A 15,006-nucleotide genomic window follows, 5' to 3' on the forward strand; every position below is an offset into this window, starting at 1 on the left:
CTCCGAGGCGGGGCACCCGTTCGGGCCGCGAACGGAATGTCGAGGGATCAGATAGACCCAGCCAAAGGAAAGGTCGTCCCACGCGTTTTCAGAACCGACGGCAGTTGGATATGGACTGCCGCAACCAGGTACTATCTCGAAGAGTATGGGATCACCCCTGAAGACGATCTACTATCCCATATCGAAACCTGCGGATATCGGGCCGCCGCACCGGATCCCCGGAAACGGGAACTCGCAGTGCAATTTCTTTCCGATCGCAGGAAAAACAGGGAGAACAACCCATAGTGCTTGGCTAAGCCACTGGGCATTTCGAATACTATGCGCGGCTCGATGAATTAGAGGTATTCAATGGCAATGTACCTCCGCTTCCGACTGGAGTCGGAGACCGATCAGGAAGTGACATATCGGTTCGGCGGGGCAGATCGCAACCTCGATCGGGCTCTGACAATCAACAAGGCGGATTACTCGGTGACAGTGACGGACGGGAAACGGGACGCGATGGCGATGAGAACTGTGGGCACAGCAATGACCCGGCACCGTCGGAGCGGGATCTGGATTAATTCGGGCAATTTTCAAGCCTGAACAACGGCGCTCACAACTACAATCGCCCGAGTGAATGGCAATCACTCGGGCGATCGGGGTTTCGGTGAAGTCGTAGCGGAGCCGCAGGCTCGGCCCGGACTAACCGGAATTCGCGGAGAGGCGGGCTGAGCGGACGCCTTCGGCCAGTTCCGAGGTCAGGGCGCGGACCGCGTCGAGTCCTTCGGGGACCGCTGAGACCAGGGCCGAGCCGACGATGACGCCGTCGGCGTAGGCGGCGATCTCGGCGGCCTGGGCGCCGGAGCGGACGCCGAGGCCGACGCCGATGGGGATGTCGGAGTGGGCGCGGATGCGGGCGCAGAGGGCGGGGGCGGCCGAGGAGACGGCGTCGCGGGCGCCGGTGACGCCCATGGTGGAGGCCGCGTAGATGAAACCGCTCGAGGCTTCGAGGGTTTTGACCAGGCGCTCTTCGGTCGAGGACGGGGCGACGAGGAAGATGCGGTCCAGGTTGTGGGTGGCCGAGGCGACGAACCAGTCGTCGGCCTCGTCGGGGATCAGGTTGGGGGTGATCACGCCGGCGCCACCGGCGGCGGCCAGGTCGCGGGCGAAGGTGTCGACGCCGTACTTGAGTACCGGGTTCCAGTAGCTCATGACCACGGCCTGACCACCGGCGTCGGTGATCGCCTCGACCACGGAGAACACGTCGCGCACCCGCACGCCGCTACGCAGGGCCTGTTCGGCGGCGGCCTGGATGACCGGGCCGTCCATCACCGGGTCGGAGTAGGCGACGCCCACTTCGACGATGTCGCAACCGGATTCGACGAGCGCCCGGCACGCGGCGATGGATCCGGCGAGGTCGGGGTAACCGGCGGGCAGGTAGCCGATCAGGGCAGCCCGGCCTTCGCTGCGCGCGGCGGCGAAGGTGTTCGCAAGACGGGACTGCTGACTCACGACTGTTCCTCGCTGACGATCGTCGCGGCCACGGCCACGGTGCTGACTCGCTGGCTCACTGCTTGTGCTCCTCGGCATCGTCGTCGAACAGTCCGAACCAGCGCCCGGCGGTGTCCATGTCCTTGTCGCCACGACCGGACAGGTTGACCAGGACGACCGCGCCTTCACCGAGCTCGCGGCCCAGTTTCAGCGCGCCGGCGACGGCGTGCGCGGACTCGATCGCCGGGATGATGCCCTCGGAGCGCGAGAGCAGCAGCAGGGCGTCCATCGCCTCGGTGTCGGTGATCGGCCGGTATTCGGCGCGACCGATGTCCTTGAGGTGGGCGTGTTCGGGGCCGACGCCCGGGTAGTCCAGACCGGCCGAGATCGAATGCGATTCGATGGTCTGGCCGTCCTCGTCCTGGAGCAGGTACGAGTAGGCGCCCTGGAACGCGCCGGGGGTGCCGCCGGTGAAAGTGGCTGCGTGCCTTCCGGTTTCGACGCCGTCACCGGCCGCTTCGAAACCGACGAGGCGAACTCCGGCGTCGGGGATGAAGGCGTGGAAGATGCCGATGGCGTTGGAGCCGCCGCCGACGCAGGCCACGACCGCGTCGGGCAGGCGCCCGGCCTGCTCGGGCAGTTGGATCTGTTCGCGGGCCTCGAGCCCGATCACGCGCTGGAAATCGCGCACCAGCAGCGGGAACGGGTGCGGGCCCGCGGCGGTGCCGAAGCAGTAGAAGGTGTCGTCGGCGTGGCTGACCCAGTCGCGCAACGCCTCGTTGATGGCGTCCTTGAGCGTCTCCGAACCCGAGGTCACCGGGATCACCTCGGCGCCGAGCAGGCGCATCCGGGCCACGTTCAGCGCCTGGCGGGCGGTGTCGACCGCGCCCATGTAGATCACGCAGTCGATGCCGAGCAGCGCGCACGCGGTCGCGGTGGCGACGCCGTGCTGACCGGCGCCGGTCTCGGCGATCACGCGGGTCTTGCCCATCCGCTTGGCGAGCAGGACCTGGCCGAGCACGTTGTTGATCTTGTGCGAGCCGGTGTGGTTGAGGTCTTCCCGCTTGAGGAAGATCCGGGCGCCACCGGCGTGTTCGGCCAGTCGCGTGCACTCGAACACCGGCGACGGGCGCCCGGTGTAGTCGCGCTGGAGCCGGTCGAGCTCGTCGAGGAAGGTGCGATCGGAGCGGACCTTGTCGTACTCGGCGGTGACCTCCTCGATCACCGCCATCAGCGCCTCGGGGACGTGACGTCCGCCGTAGACGCCGAAGTGGCCGCCCGCGTCGGGTTCGTAGTCGGAATGCTGGGCGACACCGGCGCTCGCCGGGGGCAGCACCGTCACCGAATGCTCCGCCGGGCCGGCTTCGGGCAGGACGGGTGGGTGCCCGCGGTCACCAGCTCCGACACCGCCGAACGCGGGTTGCCGCTGGTCACCAGGCCCTCGCCGACGAGCACGGCGTCGGCGCCCGCGCCGGCGTAGGCGAGCAGGTCGGCGGTGCCGCGGATGCCGGACTCGGCCACCCGGATGACCTCTGAGGGCAGGCCGGGCGCGATCCGCGCGAACACGTCGCGGTCGACCTCGAGGGTCTTGAGGTTGCGGGCGTTGACGCCGATCACCGAGGCACCGGCCTCGAGCGCGCGATCGGCCTCCTCCTCGGTGTGCACCTCCACCAGGGCGGTCATGCCCAGGGATTCGGTGCGGTCGATGAGCGAGGCGAGCACGTCCTGTTCGAGGGCGGCCACGATCAGCAGGATCACGTCGGCGCCGTGGGCACGGGCCTCGTGGATCTGGTACGGGCCGACGACGAAGTCCTTGCGCAGCACCGGGATGTTCACGGCGGCGCGCACGGCGTCGAGGTCGTCGAGCGAGCCACCGAAGCGGCGGCCCTCGGTGAGCACGCTGATGATCCGCGCGCCGCCGTCCTCGTAGGCCTTGGCCAGCACGGCGGGATCGGGGATATCGGCCAGCGCGCCCTTGGACGGACTCGCGCGCTTCACCTCCGCGATGACACCGATGCCGTCCTCGTGCAGCGCGGCGTGCGCGTCCAGCGGGGCCTTGACCGCAGCGGCCGCGGCTTTGATCGCTTGAAAATCGAGGAGGGCTTCGCGAGCGGCAACATCCGCCCGGACCCCGTCGAGAATCGAGTCGAGTACCGTCATCTGGCTCGAATCCTTTCTGGGGAGACGCACTTCTCGCCCGAGAGTCCCCTCGGGCGCTGTCTCACCGATGCTGATCAAGAATAAGGGGACGCCACAGGTGTCACTGCGGCGGGGGTCACTCCCCCGGCGGTCACCGTCGGTGTTCGCCGGGCGCGGTGTCGGTGTCGTCGGTGGGATCGGTGCCCGCGTCGAGCGCGTCCCAGAGCACGCGGTCCGACAGCGGGGCGGCGGTGTCGCCCTGTGCTCGGCTCACCTGGGCGCTGGCCTCGGCCCGCCGGAACACCGGGTTGTCGTACTTGCCGGAGTCGCCGCCGCGATCGCCTGCCCGCCGGGTGAGCAGGATGCCCGCGGCCAGGGCCAGGATCGCGGCCAGGATCGACAGCAGCGCCGGACCCAGATGCGCCTGCGCGCTGCTCACGACCGCGCGCACCGGCAGTTCGGCCAGTTGCGCCCCGCGTTCGGGGGTGCGGCCCGCGCCCACCGTCAGCGCGAAGCCCGGCACCGCGGCGACCGCGGCCACCACCGAGATCACCACCCCGAGCAGTTGCCGCAGCACGCCCTTGACCGCGAACACCGCCGCGATCGAGGCGAGCAGGACCAGCGCGAGCGGGGTGAGCGCCCCGAACCAGACGGCGCCGTCGATGTTGTCGGTGCGCGGTTCGGTGAGCCCGTCGGCGGAGTACACGGTCACCCAGGTCATCCGCGAGGCCGCCCACAGCCCGGCCGCGGCCGCGGCCAGCAGGACTACCGGAACGACCGGTTTCGCGGCGGGTGCCGGTCCGGCGGAGGCAGAGTCGGGCGCGGCCGTCATAGATCCCCGCCCTCGTAGGTGCGCAGCGTCTGCGCGGCCGCGATCGCCTTGAGCACCGCCATGGCCTTGTTGCGGGCCTCGGTGTCCTCGGCGACCGGGTCGGAGTCGGCGACCACGCCCGCGCCCGCCTGCACGTAGGCGGTGCCGTTCTTGAGCAGCGCGGTGCGGATGGCGATGGCGGTGTCGGCGTCGCCGGCGAAGTCGAGGTAGCCGACCACGCCGCCGTAGATGCCGCGCCGGGTCGGTTCCAGCTCCTCGATGAGTTCCATCGCCCGCACCTTGGGCGCGCCCGAGAGCGTGCCCGCCGGGAAGCAGGCGCGCACCGCGTCGAGGGCGACCTTGCCCGCGGCGAGCTGCCCGGACACCGTGGAGACCAGGTGCATCACGTGGCTGTAGCGCTCGACGTGGCGGTACTGGGTGACCTTGACCGTGCCCGGTCGACAGACCCGGCCCAGATCGTTGCGGCCCAGGTCGACGAGCATCAGGTGCTCGGCGTTCTCCTTGTCGTCGGCGAGCAGGTCCTTCTCGAGCAGGATGTCGTCCTCGGCACTGGCCCCGCGCCACCGGGTGCCTGCGATCGGATGGGTGGTGGCCACCCCGTCCTTGACGGTGACCAGCGATTCCGGGCTCGATCCGACGATGGAGAACGCGGTGCCGCCGTCGCCGTCGGGAATGTGCATCAGATACATGTACGGGCTCGGGTTCGAGGCGCGCAGCATCCGGTAGACCGCCAGCGGCGACCCGCTGTAGTCCATCTCGAAACGCTGCGAGAGCACCACCTGGAATGCCTCGCCCGCCTCGATCTCCTTGATCAGGCGGCGCACGCCCGCGCCGAACTCCTCGGTGGTTCGCCTGCGCAGGAACTGCGGTTCGGGCTGGTCGAAGACCGCGACCGTGGAGGGCGCGGGGCTGGCCAGCGCGGCGGTCATCTTGTCGAGCCGGGCCACCGCGTCGTCGTAGGCGGCGTCGACGCCGGAGTCGGTGCCGTTCCAGTTCACGGCGTTGGCGATGAGGGTGATCGCGCCCTCGTGATGGTCGAACGCGGCCAGGTCGGTGGCCAGCATCAGCACCAGCTCGGGCAGGCCGAGATCGTCGGTGGCGTGCTCGGGCAGCCGTTCGATCCGGCGCACCGCGTCGTAGCCGAGGTAGCCGACCATGCCGCCGGTGAGCGGCGGCAGGCCGGGCAGGCGTTCGGTGCGCAGCAGTTCGAGGGTCTCGTGCAGCACGCGCAGCGGGTCGCCGCCGGTGGGGGCGTCGGCGGGCACGGTGCCCAGCCACGCCGCCTCACCGTCGACCACGGTCAGCGCCGAGGGCGAACCGGCGCCGATGAACGACCAGCGCGACCACGACCGCCCGTTCTCGGCGGACTCGAACAGGAAAGTGCCCGGCCGGTCGCCTGCCAGCTTGGAGTAGGCCGAGAGCGGAGTCTCGGAGTCCGCCAGCACTTTTCGGGTCACCGGGACGACCCGGTGCTCGGCGGCGAGCAGCCGGAACTGTTCGCGGGTCGTGGTGGTTGGTGTCGACGCGCCCTGCATGGGCCCATCATCCCAGGCCCGCGAGCGTCCGCGCGCGCGGACCCGATCTGTCGCGTTAAGGTCGGGGCATGCAGCCAGGCCAGCGCGCTCCACAGTTCGAGCTTCCCGATCAGTCCGCCCAGCTCCGTTCCCTGGACGGCCTGCTCGCCGACGGCCCGCTGGTGCTGTTCTTCTACCCGGCCGCCAACACCCCCGTGTGCACCGCCGAGGCCTGCCATTTCCGTGATCTGAGCGCGGAGTTCGCGGCGCTGGGCGCCCAGTGCGTCGGCATCAGCACCGACAGCACCGAGGTGCAGGCCGGTTTCGCCGCCAAGCAGCGCCTGGACTACCCGGTGCTGTCCGATGTCGACGGCGTGGTGGCCGCCGAGTTCGGGGTCAAGCGCGGCCTGCTGGGCAAACTCGCCCCGGTCAAGCGGCACACCTTCGTCATCGACACCGATCGCACGATCCTGAAGGTCGTCACCGGTGAGCTGCGCGCGGCCGTGCACGCCGATCAGGCCTTGGCCTTCCTGCGGGAGCGGGCCACCGCCGCCGAGTAGTTCCGAACGCGAAACGCCGGGCGGCGGGTTCGACGTCCGGCGCGGCGAACGCGCCTACGCTGGGCAGATGACAACCGGCGAGGTGCAGTCGAGCGGTCACCAGTCCCATGTATGGCGCAACCGGGCGATCCTGGTGCTCGCCGTGATCGTGGTTCTGGTCATCGCCTATTTCATCCTGGCGTCGTTCATTCCGCGCTGGTGGGCCCAGCGCATCGCCAACACCGTGCACGGCAGTTTCAGCTCCGGCATCTGGTGGGGCCTGGTCTACGGCCTGGTGTTCACGCTGGTGCCGCTGCTGCTGTTGGTCTTCGCGGTGCGCGTGTGGAAACGCAAGGGCGGCAAGTTCATCGCCGGTGCGTCGGTGATCATCGCGCTGGTGGCGGCCACACCGAACCTGATGACGCTGACGATCGTGCTCGGCGGCAGCAACGCCGCGCACGCGGGTGAACGGGTGCTCGATGTCGAGGCGCCCGCCTTCCGCGGCGCCAACCTGGTCGGCGCCATCACCGCCGCGGCCCTGTTCGTGCTGCTGCTCGCGCTGATGGGCAAGCGCGGCATCGATCGCCGTCGTGCCACCAAGGCCGCCGAAAAGCCGAAGGCACCGGCGAATCCGCCGATGACCGGCGAGAACTGACACCCGATACCCCCTTGCACGGCGGTGTGAGTGACCTCACGACCGCCACCATCTCGCGGACGTCGTAGCGACGTCGTGGCAAACTCGATCAGGTGCGCGCACAACCCCGTCGCTCGGCCGCGAGACAGTCCCGGCGATGACCCAGTGGTTAGACCCGGTCGAACAGCGCGCCTGGCAGGCGATCGTCGCGCTCATGACCCGGATTCCCGGCGCGTTGGACACCCGCCTACAGCGTGAGTCCGGGCTCACCCATTTCGAATTCCGGGTGCTCAGCCTGCTCTCCCAGGAGCCCGGCCACCGGCTGCAACTGAGTGATCTCGCCCACAAGGCTAATGCGTCGCTATCGCGTCTGTCGCATGTGGTGTCCAAACTCGAACGCCTCGGCTGGGCCCGCCGCGAGACCACGTCGGGCCGGCGCGGGGTGTACGCGGTGCTCACCGACGCGGGGTTCGCGAAGGTGATCGAGGCCGCGCCCGGGTACGTGGAGGCGGTGCGCAGGCTCGTGCTCGACGGTCTCACCGACAAGCAGACCGCGCAGTTGGCGGTGCTCGGCGAGACCCTGTCGGAGCGCCTGAATCAGATCCTGGCCGACGACGGCGAATAGCGGCCTAGGTCGCGGCGAGCAGCACGTCGGTGTCGAAGCAGGTGTGGGTGCCGGTGTGGCAGGCCGCGCCCTCCTGGTCGACGATGAGCAGCAGCGTGTCGCCGTCGCAGTCCAGGCGCACCTCGTGCACGTACTGGGTGTGCCCGGAGGTCTCGCCCTTGACCCAGTACTGCTGTCGCGACCGCGAATAGTAGGTCGCCTTGCGGGTTTCGAGCGTGCGCGCGAGGGCCTCGTCGTCCATCCACGCCATCATCAGCACGTCCCCGGTCGCCTTCTCCTGCGCGATCGCGGCGATCAGTCCGTCCTCGGTGCGCTTGAGGCGGGCGGCGACGGCGGGGTCCAGGCTCATGCCTCGTTTATAACAGCCCCCAGTTCGATGGCCACCAGCAGTTCGACGAGGTCGTTGACCCGACGCACATTGCGCCCGGTGAGTTCGTGGATGCGCCCGAGCCGGTACTTGGCCGTATTGAGGTGGATATGGAGTACCTCGGCGGCCTCGCGCAGGTTCATGTCGGCGGCGGCGAACGCGCGGATCGTCGCGGCGAGGGTGCCGCCACGCACACGGTCCTCGGCCAGTGCGCTGCCGATGCGCGGGTCGACCAGCTGACGGGTGGTCTCGTCGGCGCGCAACATCAGGTACTCGAACGGGGTGAGCTGCGGTAGCGCCAGCACCCCGCCGTCCTCGGGCAGCAGGGCCAGCGCGGCGCGGGCCTGGCGGTAGGCGCGCGGAATCTGGGCGACCTCGGTGACCGCCGTACTCACCCCGATGGCCAGGGTGATGCCCTCGGCGCACAGTTTCTCGCGCAGGGCGCGCAGCCGCTCGCACAGCGCGTCGGCCGCACCGCCCGCCCGCAGCGCGGGGATCGCGACGACCTCCGCGTCCCGCACCACCGACAGGGTGCGCACCCCGTTGACGGTGCATCGCGCGATCGCCGCGGACACGAGTTGCCGTGCCTCCCCGAGCCTTTCGACCGAATCCGGGCCCTGTTCACCCCGATCGAGCACCGCCGCGGTGACCACCACCACCGGCGCGGTGCGTTCGACGCCGATTCCGTGCGCGGTGGCCACCGACAGGTGCGGGCCGCGGGTGGGCAGCGCCCCCTCGAGCAGCGCGTCCATCAGCGCCTGGGAGTCGCGCCCGCTCTCGGCGGCGACGTGGCGCTGGAATTCCAGATACGCGTCGGTGGCCTGGGCGCTGATCAGGTCGGTGTAGCGCGCGAGCGGGCCGGCCATCGACAACGCCGCCGCGCGCCCGGCCTCGGAATCGCCCGCGTGCGCGAGCAGCGACTTCCAGATGGCCTGCTGACCGAGTCGGAAGGCGGCGATGTAGTCGACCAGGGGCAGGCCCGTGCGGGCCCGGCGTGCTGCCGCCTGGCGGGCGTAGGCGACGTCGGCGGGGCAGACCCGGCGCTGTTCGAGCAGCGCGCCGAGTCCGGTGCGGCTCAGGCGGGCGAGTTGGTCGTGCACGTCGTCGAGGACGTCGGGATCGGCGGTGGCGTAGCCGGGCAGTTGGACGCGAATTCTGGCCATCACGTCGGCGGCGATCTCGTCGGCGTGCTCGTAGGCGCAGCCCGCTATCCGTCGGCGTTCGGCCCGCACCTCGGAAGATTCGGACGAAACAGACATAACCGATCCAGCTGACATAACTCGGGAGTGTGCATGTCACCGATCACAGTGTCAACCAGATCACATTGTCCACAGCGGACTATCAACGGCGCCCGAACTTGGTCCACAACGTCCGATGTGTCGCCCTACCTGCGGACTTACCGTTCGTCGCATGCTCGAGACAACCAACCTGACGGTGCGCTTCGGCGGCATCACCGCCCTGCAGGACGTCGGGTTCACGGTCGCCCCCGGCGAGATGGTCGGCCTGATCGGACCCAACGGCGCGGGCAAGACCACCCTGTTCAACTGCCTGATGCGACGCTACCGCCCCACCTCGGGGACCATGCGCTACCTCGACACCGACCTGTCGACCGTGCGCCCCGACGCCCTGGCCGGACTCGGCATCGCGCGCACCTTCCAGAACCTGGGCCTGTTCCCCCGGCTGTCGGTGCGCGACAACGTCCTCGTCGGCGCCCACCACCGCGCCTGCGCCGGGTTCGTCTCGGCCGGGCTGCGACTGGCGAAGGTGCGCCGGGAGGAGAAGCGCCTGCGCGCCGAGGCCGACGAACTGCTCGACCGCCTCGACCTGACCGCCGTGGCCGACCACCCCGCCGCGGGCCTGCCCTTCGGCACCCTCAAGCGCATCGAACTGGCCAGGGCGCTGGCGGTGCGTCCGCGCCTGCTGCTGCTCGACGAGCCGGTGAACGGACTGAGCCACGGCGAGGTCGACGAGTTCGCCGAGCGCCTGCGCGCCCTACAGACCGACCTCGACCTCACCGTGATCGTGGTCGAACACCACATGGGTTTCGTGATGGGCACCTGCGACCGGGTGATCTGCCTCGAGTTCGGCCAGGTCATCGCCGAGGGTGAACCCGAAGCGGTGCAACAGAATCCGGCCGTCATCCGCGCCTACCTGGGTGCGTCGGTATGAGCACACCCGAGGACGGTATGACCACATTCCTGCGAGTCGAGGACCTGCACGCGGGCTACGGCGGCGCGAAAGTCCTACACGGCGTGAGCTTCTCGGTCGAGCGGGGTTCGGTGTGCGCGATCCTGGGACCCAACGGCGCGGGCAAGACCACCCTGCTGCGCGCGCTGTGCGGCATGGTCAAGGTGCGCGGCAGCCTGGTGCTCGACGGTGACGAAGTAGCCGGGCGCACACCGGATTCCATGGCGCGCCTTGGCGTGGCGCACGTCCCCGAGGGGCGCGGCACCTTCGGCCCGCTGACCGTGGCCGAGAACCTGCGCCTTGGCGCCTATCCGCGCCGCGATCGCGCCGGCGTGGAGGCCGATCTGCGCCGGGTCTACGACTACTTCCCCATCCTGCGCGACAAGCAGCACGACCCGGCGGGCGGACTGTCCGGCGGTCAGCAGCAGATGCTCGCGATCGGCCGGGCGCTGATGTTGCGCCCGCGGATGCTGCTGCTCGACGAGCCCTCGCTGGGTCTGTCCCCGCTGGTCACCCAGGAGCTGTTCGGGATCGTCCGCACCATCAACGAAGAGGAACACACCACCGTGATCGTCGTCGAACAGAACGCCCATCTGGCGTTGAGCGTGGCCCATCAGGCGCACGTGCTCGAAACCGGGCGCATCGTGCTGTCGGGCACCGCCGCGCAGATCAGAGCCGACGAGCAGGTCACCCGCTCCTATCTCGGATACCGGGTGCAGTCGTGACCGAATTCCTCCAGCAACTCATCGAGGGCCTGTCCGCGGGCGCCATCTACGCCGGCCTGGCGTTGGCCCTGGTGCTCATCTACCGGTTCACCGGCATCGTCAACTTCGCCCAGGGCGAGTTGGCCATGTTCTCGGCCTTCCTGGCCTGGCAGTTGAGTCAGTTCATGCCGTTCTGGGCGGCGCTGCCGCTCACCCTGGTCATCTCGTTCCTCGGCGGCATGCTGATCGAGCGGGTGATCATCCGTCCGGTCGAGGGCGCGCCGGAGATCACGCTGGTGATCGTCACGGTCGGGCTGTTCTTCGCGGTGAACGCCATCGCGGGCTGGATCTGGTCGTATCAGACCAAGTCGTTCCCGAATCCCTTCCCGGAGGGCGCTTTCCGTGGCGGCGGGGTGAGCGTGGGCTACGGCAGCCTCGGCATTCTCGGGGTGGTCGCGGCGGCGATGGGCGCGCTGTATCTGCTGTTCCGCTTCACCCGGATCGGGTTGGCGATGCGCGCGGTGGCGTGTAATCCGCAGTCGGCCAAGCTGGTCGGAATCCGGGTGGGCACGGTGCTCGCGCTGGGCTGGGGCCTGGCCGCACTGGTCGGGGCGGTCTCGGGCGTCCTGTCGGCGCCGCTGCTGTTCCTCGAACCCAACATGATGGGCGGGGTCGTGATCTACGCCTTCGCCGCGGCCACCCTCGGCGGTTTCGACTCCCCCGGCGGCGCGGTCGCGGGCGGCTTGATCGTCGGCGTGGCCGAAACCCTCACCGGCGCTTACGTCGACGCGATCGGCACCGAACTCAAGATCGGTGTCCCGCTGGTGATCATCCTGGGCGTGCTGCTCCTGCGCCCGCAAGGTCTGTTCGGACACGCGGCGGTGGAAAGAGTATGAGCGAGTTGAACATTGCGGCCTCGACGCCGACTTCGGTTGTCCCGCAAGCGAAAACGATCACCGACCGACTGAGCGCCGTGCGCTGGCCCCTGGTGGCCACCACCGTGGTGCTGGTGGCGGCCTGCCTGGCGCCGTTCCAGCTGGTCCCCTTCCACACCTTCCAGCTCGCCATGGCCATGATCTACGCGGTCACCCTGCTCGGGTTGAACCTGCTCGTCGGCCACACCGGCCAGATCTCGCTGGGCCACGGCGCCTTCTTCGCGGTCGGCGCCTACACCTCCGCCATCGCGATCTCGGACTGGAACCTGCCCTACTTCGCGACGGTCCCGCTCGCCGCGCTGGTCACCTTCGCGCTCGGTTACGCGCTCGGCGTGCCCGCCCTGCGCCTGCGCGGGCTGTACCTGGCCCTGGTCACGCTGTCGATCGCGATCTTCCTGGTACCGGTGCTCAAGCGCTTCGATGGGCTGACCGGCGGTTCGATGGGCCTCACGGTCGCCAAACCGCAACCGCCCGCCTGGACCGGTCTGGCCGAGGACCAGTGGCTGTACTTCCTGGCCCTGCTCACCGCGGTGCTCAGCTTCGCCCTGGTCGCCGGCATCCTGCGCTCGCGCGTCGGGCGCGCCCTGCACGCGGTGCGCGACAACGAGACCGCCGCCGAGGTGCTGGGCGTGAACCTGGCCCACTACAAGACGCTGGTCTTCGCGTGGAGCGCGCTACTGGCCGGGGTCGGCGGCTGCGTCTACACCTGGGTGATCGCCTACGTCTCGCCCGATTCCTTCGCGGTGACCCTGTCGATCACGCTGCTGGCCGCGCTCGTGGTCGGCGGGCTTGGCACCGCGTGGGGTCCGGTGCTGGGCGGGCTGTTCGTGGTGTTCGTGCCCAGCTTCGCCCAGGACGTCAACAAGGCCGCCCCCGGCGTCATCTTCGGACTGCTGATCATCGCGGTCATGTACCTCGCACCGAAGGGTCTGGCCGGTCTGGCCGCCCAGTGGTCGCAGTGGCTCGGACAACGCGTCCGGAAAGGGAAAACTCATGCGCACTAAGGCAATTCGTTCCATCGGCCTGGCGGCGGCGCTGCTGGCGAGCCTCACCGCCTGCGGTGGTCGCGACGCGGTGACCAGCTCGGCGGGCGAGGGCGAGTGCCGGGGTCAGCAGACCACCGGCATCACCGACACCACCATCAAGATCGGCGGCGCCTACCCGCTGTCGGGCCCGGCCTCGGCGTACGCGGAGATCCCCAAGGGCATCAAGGCCTACTTCGACTACATCAACGCCGAACAGGGCGGCATCGACGGGCGCACGGTCGAGTACCTGGTGCGCGACGACGGCTACCAGCCGCCCAAGACCATCGAGGAGACCCGCAGGCTGGTCGAACAGGACCAGGTCTTCGCCGTCTTCCAGACCCTGGGCACCGCGACCTCCTCGGCCGTGCAGGACTACCTCAACCAGCGCCAGGTCCCGCAGATCTTCGTGGCCTCCGGCGCGGACAAGTTCGGCGCCGATCCCGAGCGGAGCCCGTGGACCATCGGCTGGCAGCCCAGCTACCACACCGAGGCTCTGGCCTACGCCAAGTACGTGCAGAAGCAGAAGCCGAACGCGACCGTGGCGGTGCTGTATCAGAACGACGACTTCGGCAAGGACCTGCGCACCGCCTTCACCGAGGGCGTGGCGGGCAGCGGGGTCAAGGTGGTCGCCGAGCAGAGCTACGAGGTCACCGACCCCACCGTCGACGCGCAGGTGCGCAACCTGGCCAATTCCAAAGCCGATGTGTTCCTGAACTTCTCGACCCCGAAGTTCGCGCTGCAGGCGCTGGCCGCCGATGTGCGCAATATCGACTGGAACCCGACCCACATCGTGGCCCAGGTGTCCAACACCTCCTCGAACATGCGCCCGGTCGGCCTGCAGAACGTGCAGGGCACCGTGAGCGCGGGCTTCCTCAAGGACCCGAGTGACCCGCGCTGGGCCACCGACCCCGGCATGGCGACCTACAAGACCGGGCTGGCCAAGTACGCGCCGGGCGCCGACAGCACCAACAGCCACACCATGACCGGGTGGGCGATGGGCGAGAGCTTCCACCGGACCATGTCGGCGGCGAAGTGCCCGACCCGCGAGGGCCTGCGCGACGCGATGCGCTCGATCGACGATGTCGCCGTCGGGCTGATGCTGCCCGGCATCTCGATGAAGACCGGACCCAAGGACGGCTACCCGCTCGAGGCGGTCGGCATCCAGACCATCGTCGGCGAGCACTGGTCGGTCTCCGACGAGATCTTCAGCACCGAAACCAACTAGACCCCGTTCCACCCACCGATCGACGAGGATCACGATGAGACTATCGACCACGCTCGCCACCGCCGCCCTGACGGCGCTGACCCTGTGCGTCAGCACCGGCACCGGCCACGCCGAACCGGCGCCGCAGACCGAGGTGCACTACGAGGTCGCCCGGAGCGGCGACTCGGCGGTGCTCACCACCACCGACGGCAAACTGCACATCGTCGATGATCAACTGCTGCTCACCACCGGCGCCGACACCCCCGTGGCGGCCCTGCCGCTGACCTACCGGGTCGACGACCGGATCTACCCGATCGCGGCCACCATCGACGGCACCACCGCGACCCTGACGCCCTCGCGCGAGGGTGGCGTGGCGGTGGCGCCCGCGACGAACGTGATCAGCCAGGACGCGGCGGCGCAGCAGATCGCGGAGTCGTTCACGCCCCGCGACCAGGCCGCGCTCGGCGTGCTCAGCCAGCGTCTCGGTGTCGGTGGCGCGGTGGCCGCGATCATCGGCGCGGTGATCGGCGGCGGGGTCGGCTGTCTGGTCGGCGGCGCGGCGGGCGCCGCCATCGCCAGCCCGGTGATCGTGCTGCTGGTGCCGTGGGTCGGCGCCACGGTGGCGGGCTGTGTGCTCGGCGCGGCCACCCTCGGCGCGGTCGGCACGATGATCGGCCTGGTCACCGTCGGTGGCCCGCTGGCGGTGTTCTCGGCCTACCAGTACTTCTCGACCATCCTCGCCCCGTGCCCGGCCGAACTGGGCGCCTACTGCAAGGATCCGGCGGTCCCCACCCCGCCGAAGTAGGTCTCCCCGCACCGAGACCCCGCCCG

General features: G+C 69.5%; 16 protein-coding genes. 9 read left to right on the top strand and 7 right to left on the bottom strand.

The window, feature by feature from the left end; all coding sequences use genetic code 11:
- Nucleotides 1–681: 681 nt before the first annotated feature.
- The 5 genes from trpA to ACFP3H_RS25860 all read right to left on the bottom strand — a co-directional run bounded on the left by trpA (nt 682) and on the right by ACFP3H_RS25860 (nt 5,976).
- On the bottom strand, nt 682–1,491 hold the full coding sequence (gene trpA / locus ACFP3H_RS25840) for a tryptophan synthase subunit alpha (protein WP_378609831.1): 810 nt from the start codon (nt 1,489–1,491) through the stop codon (nt 682–684).
- A 55-nt stretch (nt 1,492–1,546) separates the two neighbouring features.
- Complete coding sequence (gene trpB, locus ACFP3H_RS25845; RefSeq protein ID WP_378609832.1) at nt 1,547–2,812, bottom strand: tryptophan synthase subunit beta; 1,266 nt, start codon at nt 2,810–2,812, stop codon at nt 1,547–1,549.
- On the bottom strand, nt 2,809–3,630 hold the full coding sequence (gene trpC / locus ACFP3H_RS25850; protein ID WP_378609833.1) for an indole-3-glycerol phosphate synthase TrpC: 822 nt from the start codon (nt 3,628–3,630) through the stop codon (nt 2,809–2,811). Before trpC ends, trpB begins: the two co-directional genes overlap by 4 nt.
- Nucleotides 3,631–3,760: 130 nt before the next feature.
- On the bottom strand, nt 3,761–4,441 hold the full coding sequence (locus tag ACFP3H_RS25855) for a TIGR02234 family membrane protein (RefSeq protein ID WP_378609834.1): 681 nt from the start codon (nt 4,439–4,441) through the stop codon (nt 3,761–3,763).
- Nucleotides 4,438–5,976, bottom strand: a complete 1,539-nt coding sequence (locus ACFP3H_RS25860; RefSeq protein WP_378609836.1) for an anthranilate synthase component I — start codon at nt 5,974–5,976, stop codon at nt 4,438–4,440. The genes ACFP3H_RS25855 and ACFP3H_RS25860 overlap by 4 nt, the downstream gene beginning before the upstream one ends.
- 68 nt (nt 5,977–6,044) lie before the next feature.
- Here ACFP3H_RS25860 and ACFP3H_RS25865 point away from each other — a divergent pair, with 68 nt between their 5' ends.
- The 3 genes from ACFP3H_RS25865 to ACFP3H_RS25875 all read left to right on the top strand — a co-directional run bounded on the left by ACFP3H_RS25865 (nt 6,045) and on the right by ACFP3H_RS25875 (nt 7,753).
- Nucleotides 6,045–6,515 carry a peroxiredoxin gene (locus ACFP3H_RS25865; RefSeq protein ID WP_378609838.1) on the top strand — a complete coding sequence of 157 codons (471 nt, stop codon included), beginning with the start codon at nt 6,045–6,047 and terminating at the stop codon, nt 6,513–6,515.
- A gap of 67 nt (nt 6,516–6,582) precedes the next feature.
- Nucleotides 6,583–7,149, top strand: coding sequence for a permease (locus ACFP3H_RS25870; RefSeq protein ID WP_378609839.1), 567 nt, complete (start codon nt 6,583–6,585; stop codon nt 7,147–7,149).
- 136 nt (nt 7,150–7,285) lie between these two features.
- A complete protein-coding gene (locus ACFP3H_RS25875) occupies nt 7,286–7,753 on the top strand; it encodes a MarR family winged helix-turn-helix transcriptional regulator (RefSeq protein ID WP_378609841.1) in 468 nt (155 codons plus the stop codon).
- Between the two features lie 4 nt (nt 7,754–7,757).
- Here the strand turns inward: ACFP3H_RS25875 and hisI are convergent, their stop codons facing one another.
- On the bottom strand, nt 7,758–8,102 hold the full coding sequence (gene hisI, locus ACFP3H_RS25880) for a phosphoribosyl-AMP cyclohydrolase (protein WP_378609842.1): 345 nt from the start codon (nt 8,100–8,102) through the stop codon (nt 7,758–7,760).
- A complete protein-coding gene (locus ACFP3H_RS25885; RefSeq protein ID WP_378609844.1) occupies nt 8,099–9,379 on the bottom strand; it encodes a PucR family transcriptional regulator in 1,281 nt (426 codons plus the stop codon). The genes hisI and ACFP3H_RS25885 overlap by 4 nt, the downstream gene beginning before the upstream one ends.
- 151 nt (nt 9,380–9,530) lie before the next feature.
- On the opposite strand from ACFP3H_RS25885, the gene ACFP3H_RS25890 reads away from it, so the two are divergent.
- From ACFP3H_RS25890 to ACFP3H_RS25915, 6 genes are read left to right on the top strand one after another with little or no spacing between them, the layout of a single operon-like run.
- Nucleotides 9,531–10,289 carry an ABC transporter ATP-binding protein gene (locus ACFP3H_RS25890; protein WP_378609845.1) on the top strand — a complete coding sequence of 253 codons (759 nt, stop codon included), beginning with the start codon at nt 9,531–9,533 and terminating at the stop codon, nt 10,287–10,289.
- Nucleotides 10,286–11,032, top strand: a complete 747-nt coding sequence (locus ACFP3H_RS25895) for an ABC transporter ATP-binding protein (RefSeq protein WP_378609847.1) — start codon at nt 10,286–10,288, stop codon at nt 11,030–11,032. Before ACFP3H_RS25890 ends, ACFP3H_RS25895 begins: the two co-directional genes overlap by 4 nt.
- Complete coding sequence (locus ACFP3H_RS25900; RefSeq protein ID WP_378609848.1) at nt 11,029–11,907, top strand: branched-chain amino acid ABC transporter permease; 879 nt, start codon at nt 11,029–11,031, stop codon at nt 11,905–11,907. Before ACFP3H_RS25895 ends, ACFP3H_RS25900 begins: the two co-directional genes overlap by 4 nt.
- A complete protein-coding gene (locus ACFP3H_RS25905) occupies nt 11,904–12,950 on the top strand; it encodes a branched-chain amino acid ABC transporter permease (RefSeq protein WP_378609849.1) in 1,047 nt (348 codons plus the stop codon). The genes ACFP3H_RS25900 and ACFP3H_RS25905 overlap by 4 nt, the downstream gene beginning before the upstream one ends.
- Nucleotides 12,940–14,196, top strand: coding sequence for an ABC transporter substrate-binding protein (locus ACFP3H_RS25910; protein ID WP_378609851.1), 1,257 nt, complete (start codon nt 12,940–12,942; stop codon nt 14,194–14,196). Before ACFP3H_RS25905 ends, ACFP3H_RS25910 begins: the two co-directional genes overlap by 11 nt.
- A gap of 34 nt (nt 14,197–14,230) precedes the next feature.
- Nucleotides 14,231–14,980: a DUF8020 domain-containing protein gene (locus ACFP3H_RS25915; RefSeq protein WP_378609852.1), complete on the top strand. Its 750-nt coding sequence runs from the start codon at nt 14,231–14,233 to the stop codon at nt 14,978–14,980.
- The last annotated feature ends 26 nt before the right edge of the window (nt 14,981–15,006 follow it).

The organism is Nocardia lasii, from assembly GCF_042658545.1.
GTDB classification, from domain to species: domain Bacteria; phylum Actinomycetota; class Actinomycetes; order Mycobacteriales; family Mycobacteriaceae; genus Nocardia; species Nocardia lasii.

Excerpts from the sequence above, each read along its gene's own strand:
- ACFP3H_RS25910 (WP_378609851.1), top strand. The coding sequence starts at position 12,940 with ATGCGCACTAAGGCAATTCGTTCCATCGGCCTGGCGGCGGCGCTGCTG.
- ACFP3H_RS25885 (WP_378609844.1), bottom strand. The coding sequence starts at position 9,379 with ATGTCTGTTTCGTCCGAATCTTCCGAGGTGCGGGCCGAACGCCGACGG.
- ACFP3H_RS25875 (WP_378609841.1), top strand. The coding sequence starts at position 7,286 with ATGACCCAGTGGTTAGACCCGGTCGAACAGCGCGCCTGGCAGGCGATC.
- ACFP3H_RS25870 (WP_378609839.1), top strand. The coding sequence starts at position 6,583 with ATGACAACCGGCGAGGTGCAGTCGAGCGGTCACCAGTCCCATGTATGG.
- ACFP3H_RS25905 (WP_378609849.1), top strand. The coding sequence starts at position 11,904 with ATGAGCGAGTTGAACATTGCGGCCTCGACGCCGACTTCGGTTGTCCCG.
- ACFP3H_RS25865 (WP_378609838.1), top strand. The coding sequence starts at position 6,045 with ATGCAGCCAGGCCAGCGCGCTCCACAGTTCGAGCTTCCCGATCAGTCC.
- trpC (WP_378609833.1), bottom strand. The coding sequence starts at position 3,630 with ATGACGGTACTCGACTCGATTCTCGACGGGGTCCGGGCGGATGTTGCC.
- ACFP3H_RS25855 (WP_378609834.1), bottom strand. The coding sequence starts at position 4,441 with ATGACGGCCGCGCCCGACTCTGCCTCCGCCGGACCGGCACCCGCCGCG.
- ACFP3H_RS25860 (WP_378609836.1), bottom strand. The coding sequence starts at position 5,976 with ATGCAGGGCGCGTCGACACCAACCACCACGACCCGCGAACAGTTCCGG.
- ACFP3H_RS25890 (WP_378609845.1), top strand. The coding sequence starts at position 9,531 with ATGCTCGAGACAACCAACCTGACGGTGCGCTTCGGCGGCATCACCGCC.
- ACFP3H_RS25915 (WP_378609852.1), top strand. The coding sequence starts at position 14,231 with ATGAGACTATCGACCACGCTCGCCACCGCCGCCCTGACGGCGCTGACC.
- hisI (WP_378609842.1), bottom strand. The coding sequence starts at position 8,102 with ATGAGCCTGGACCCCGCCGTCGCCGCCCGCCTCAAGCGCACCGAGGAC.
- ACFP3H_RS25895 (WP_378609847.1), top strand. The coding sequence starts at position 10,286 with ATGAGCACACCCGAGGACGGTATGACCACATTCCTGCGAGTCGAGGAC.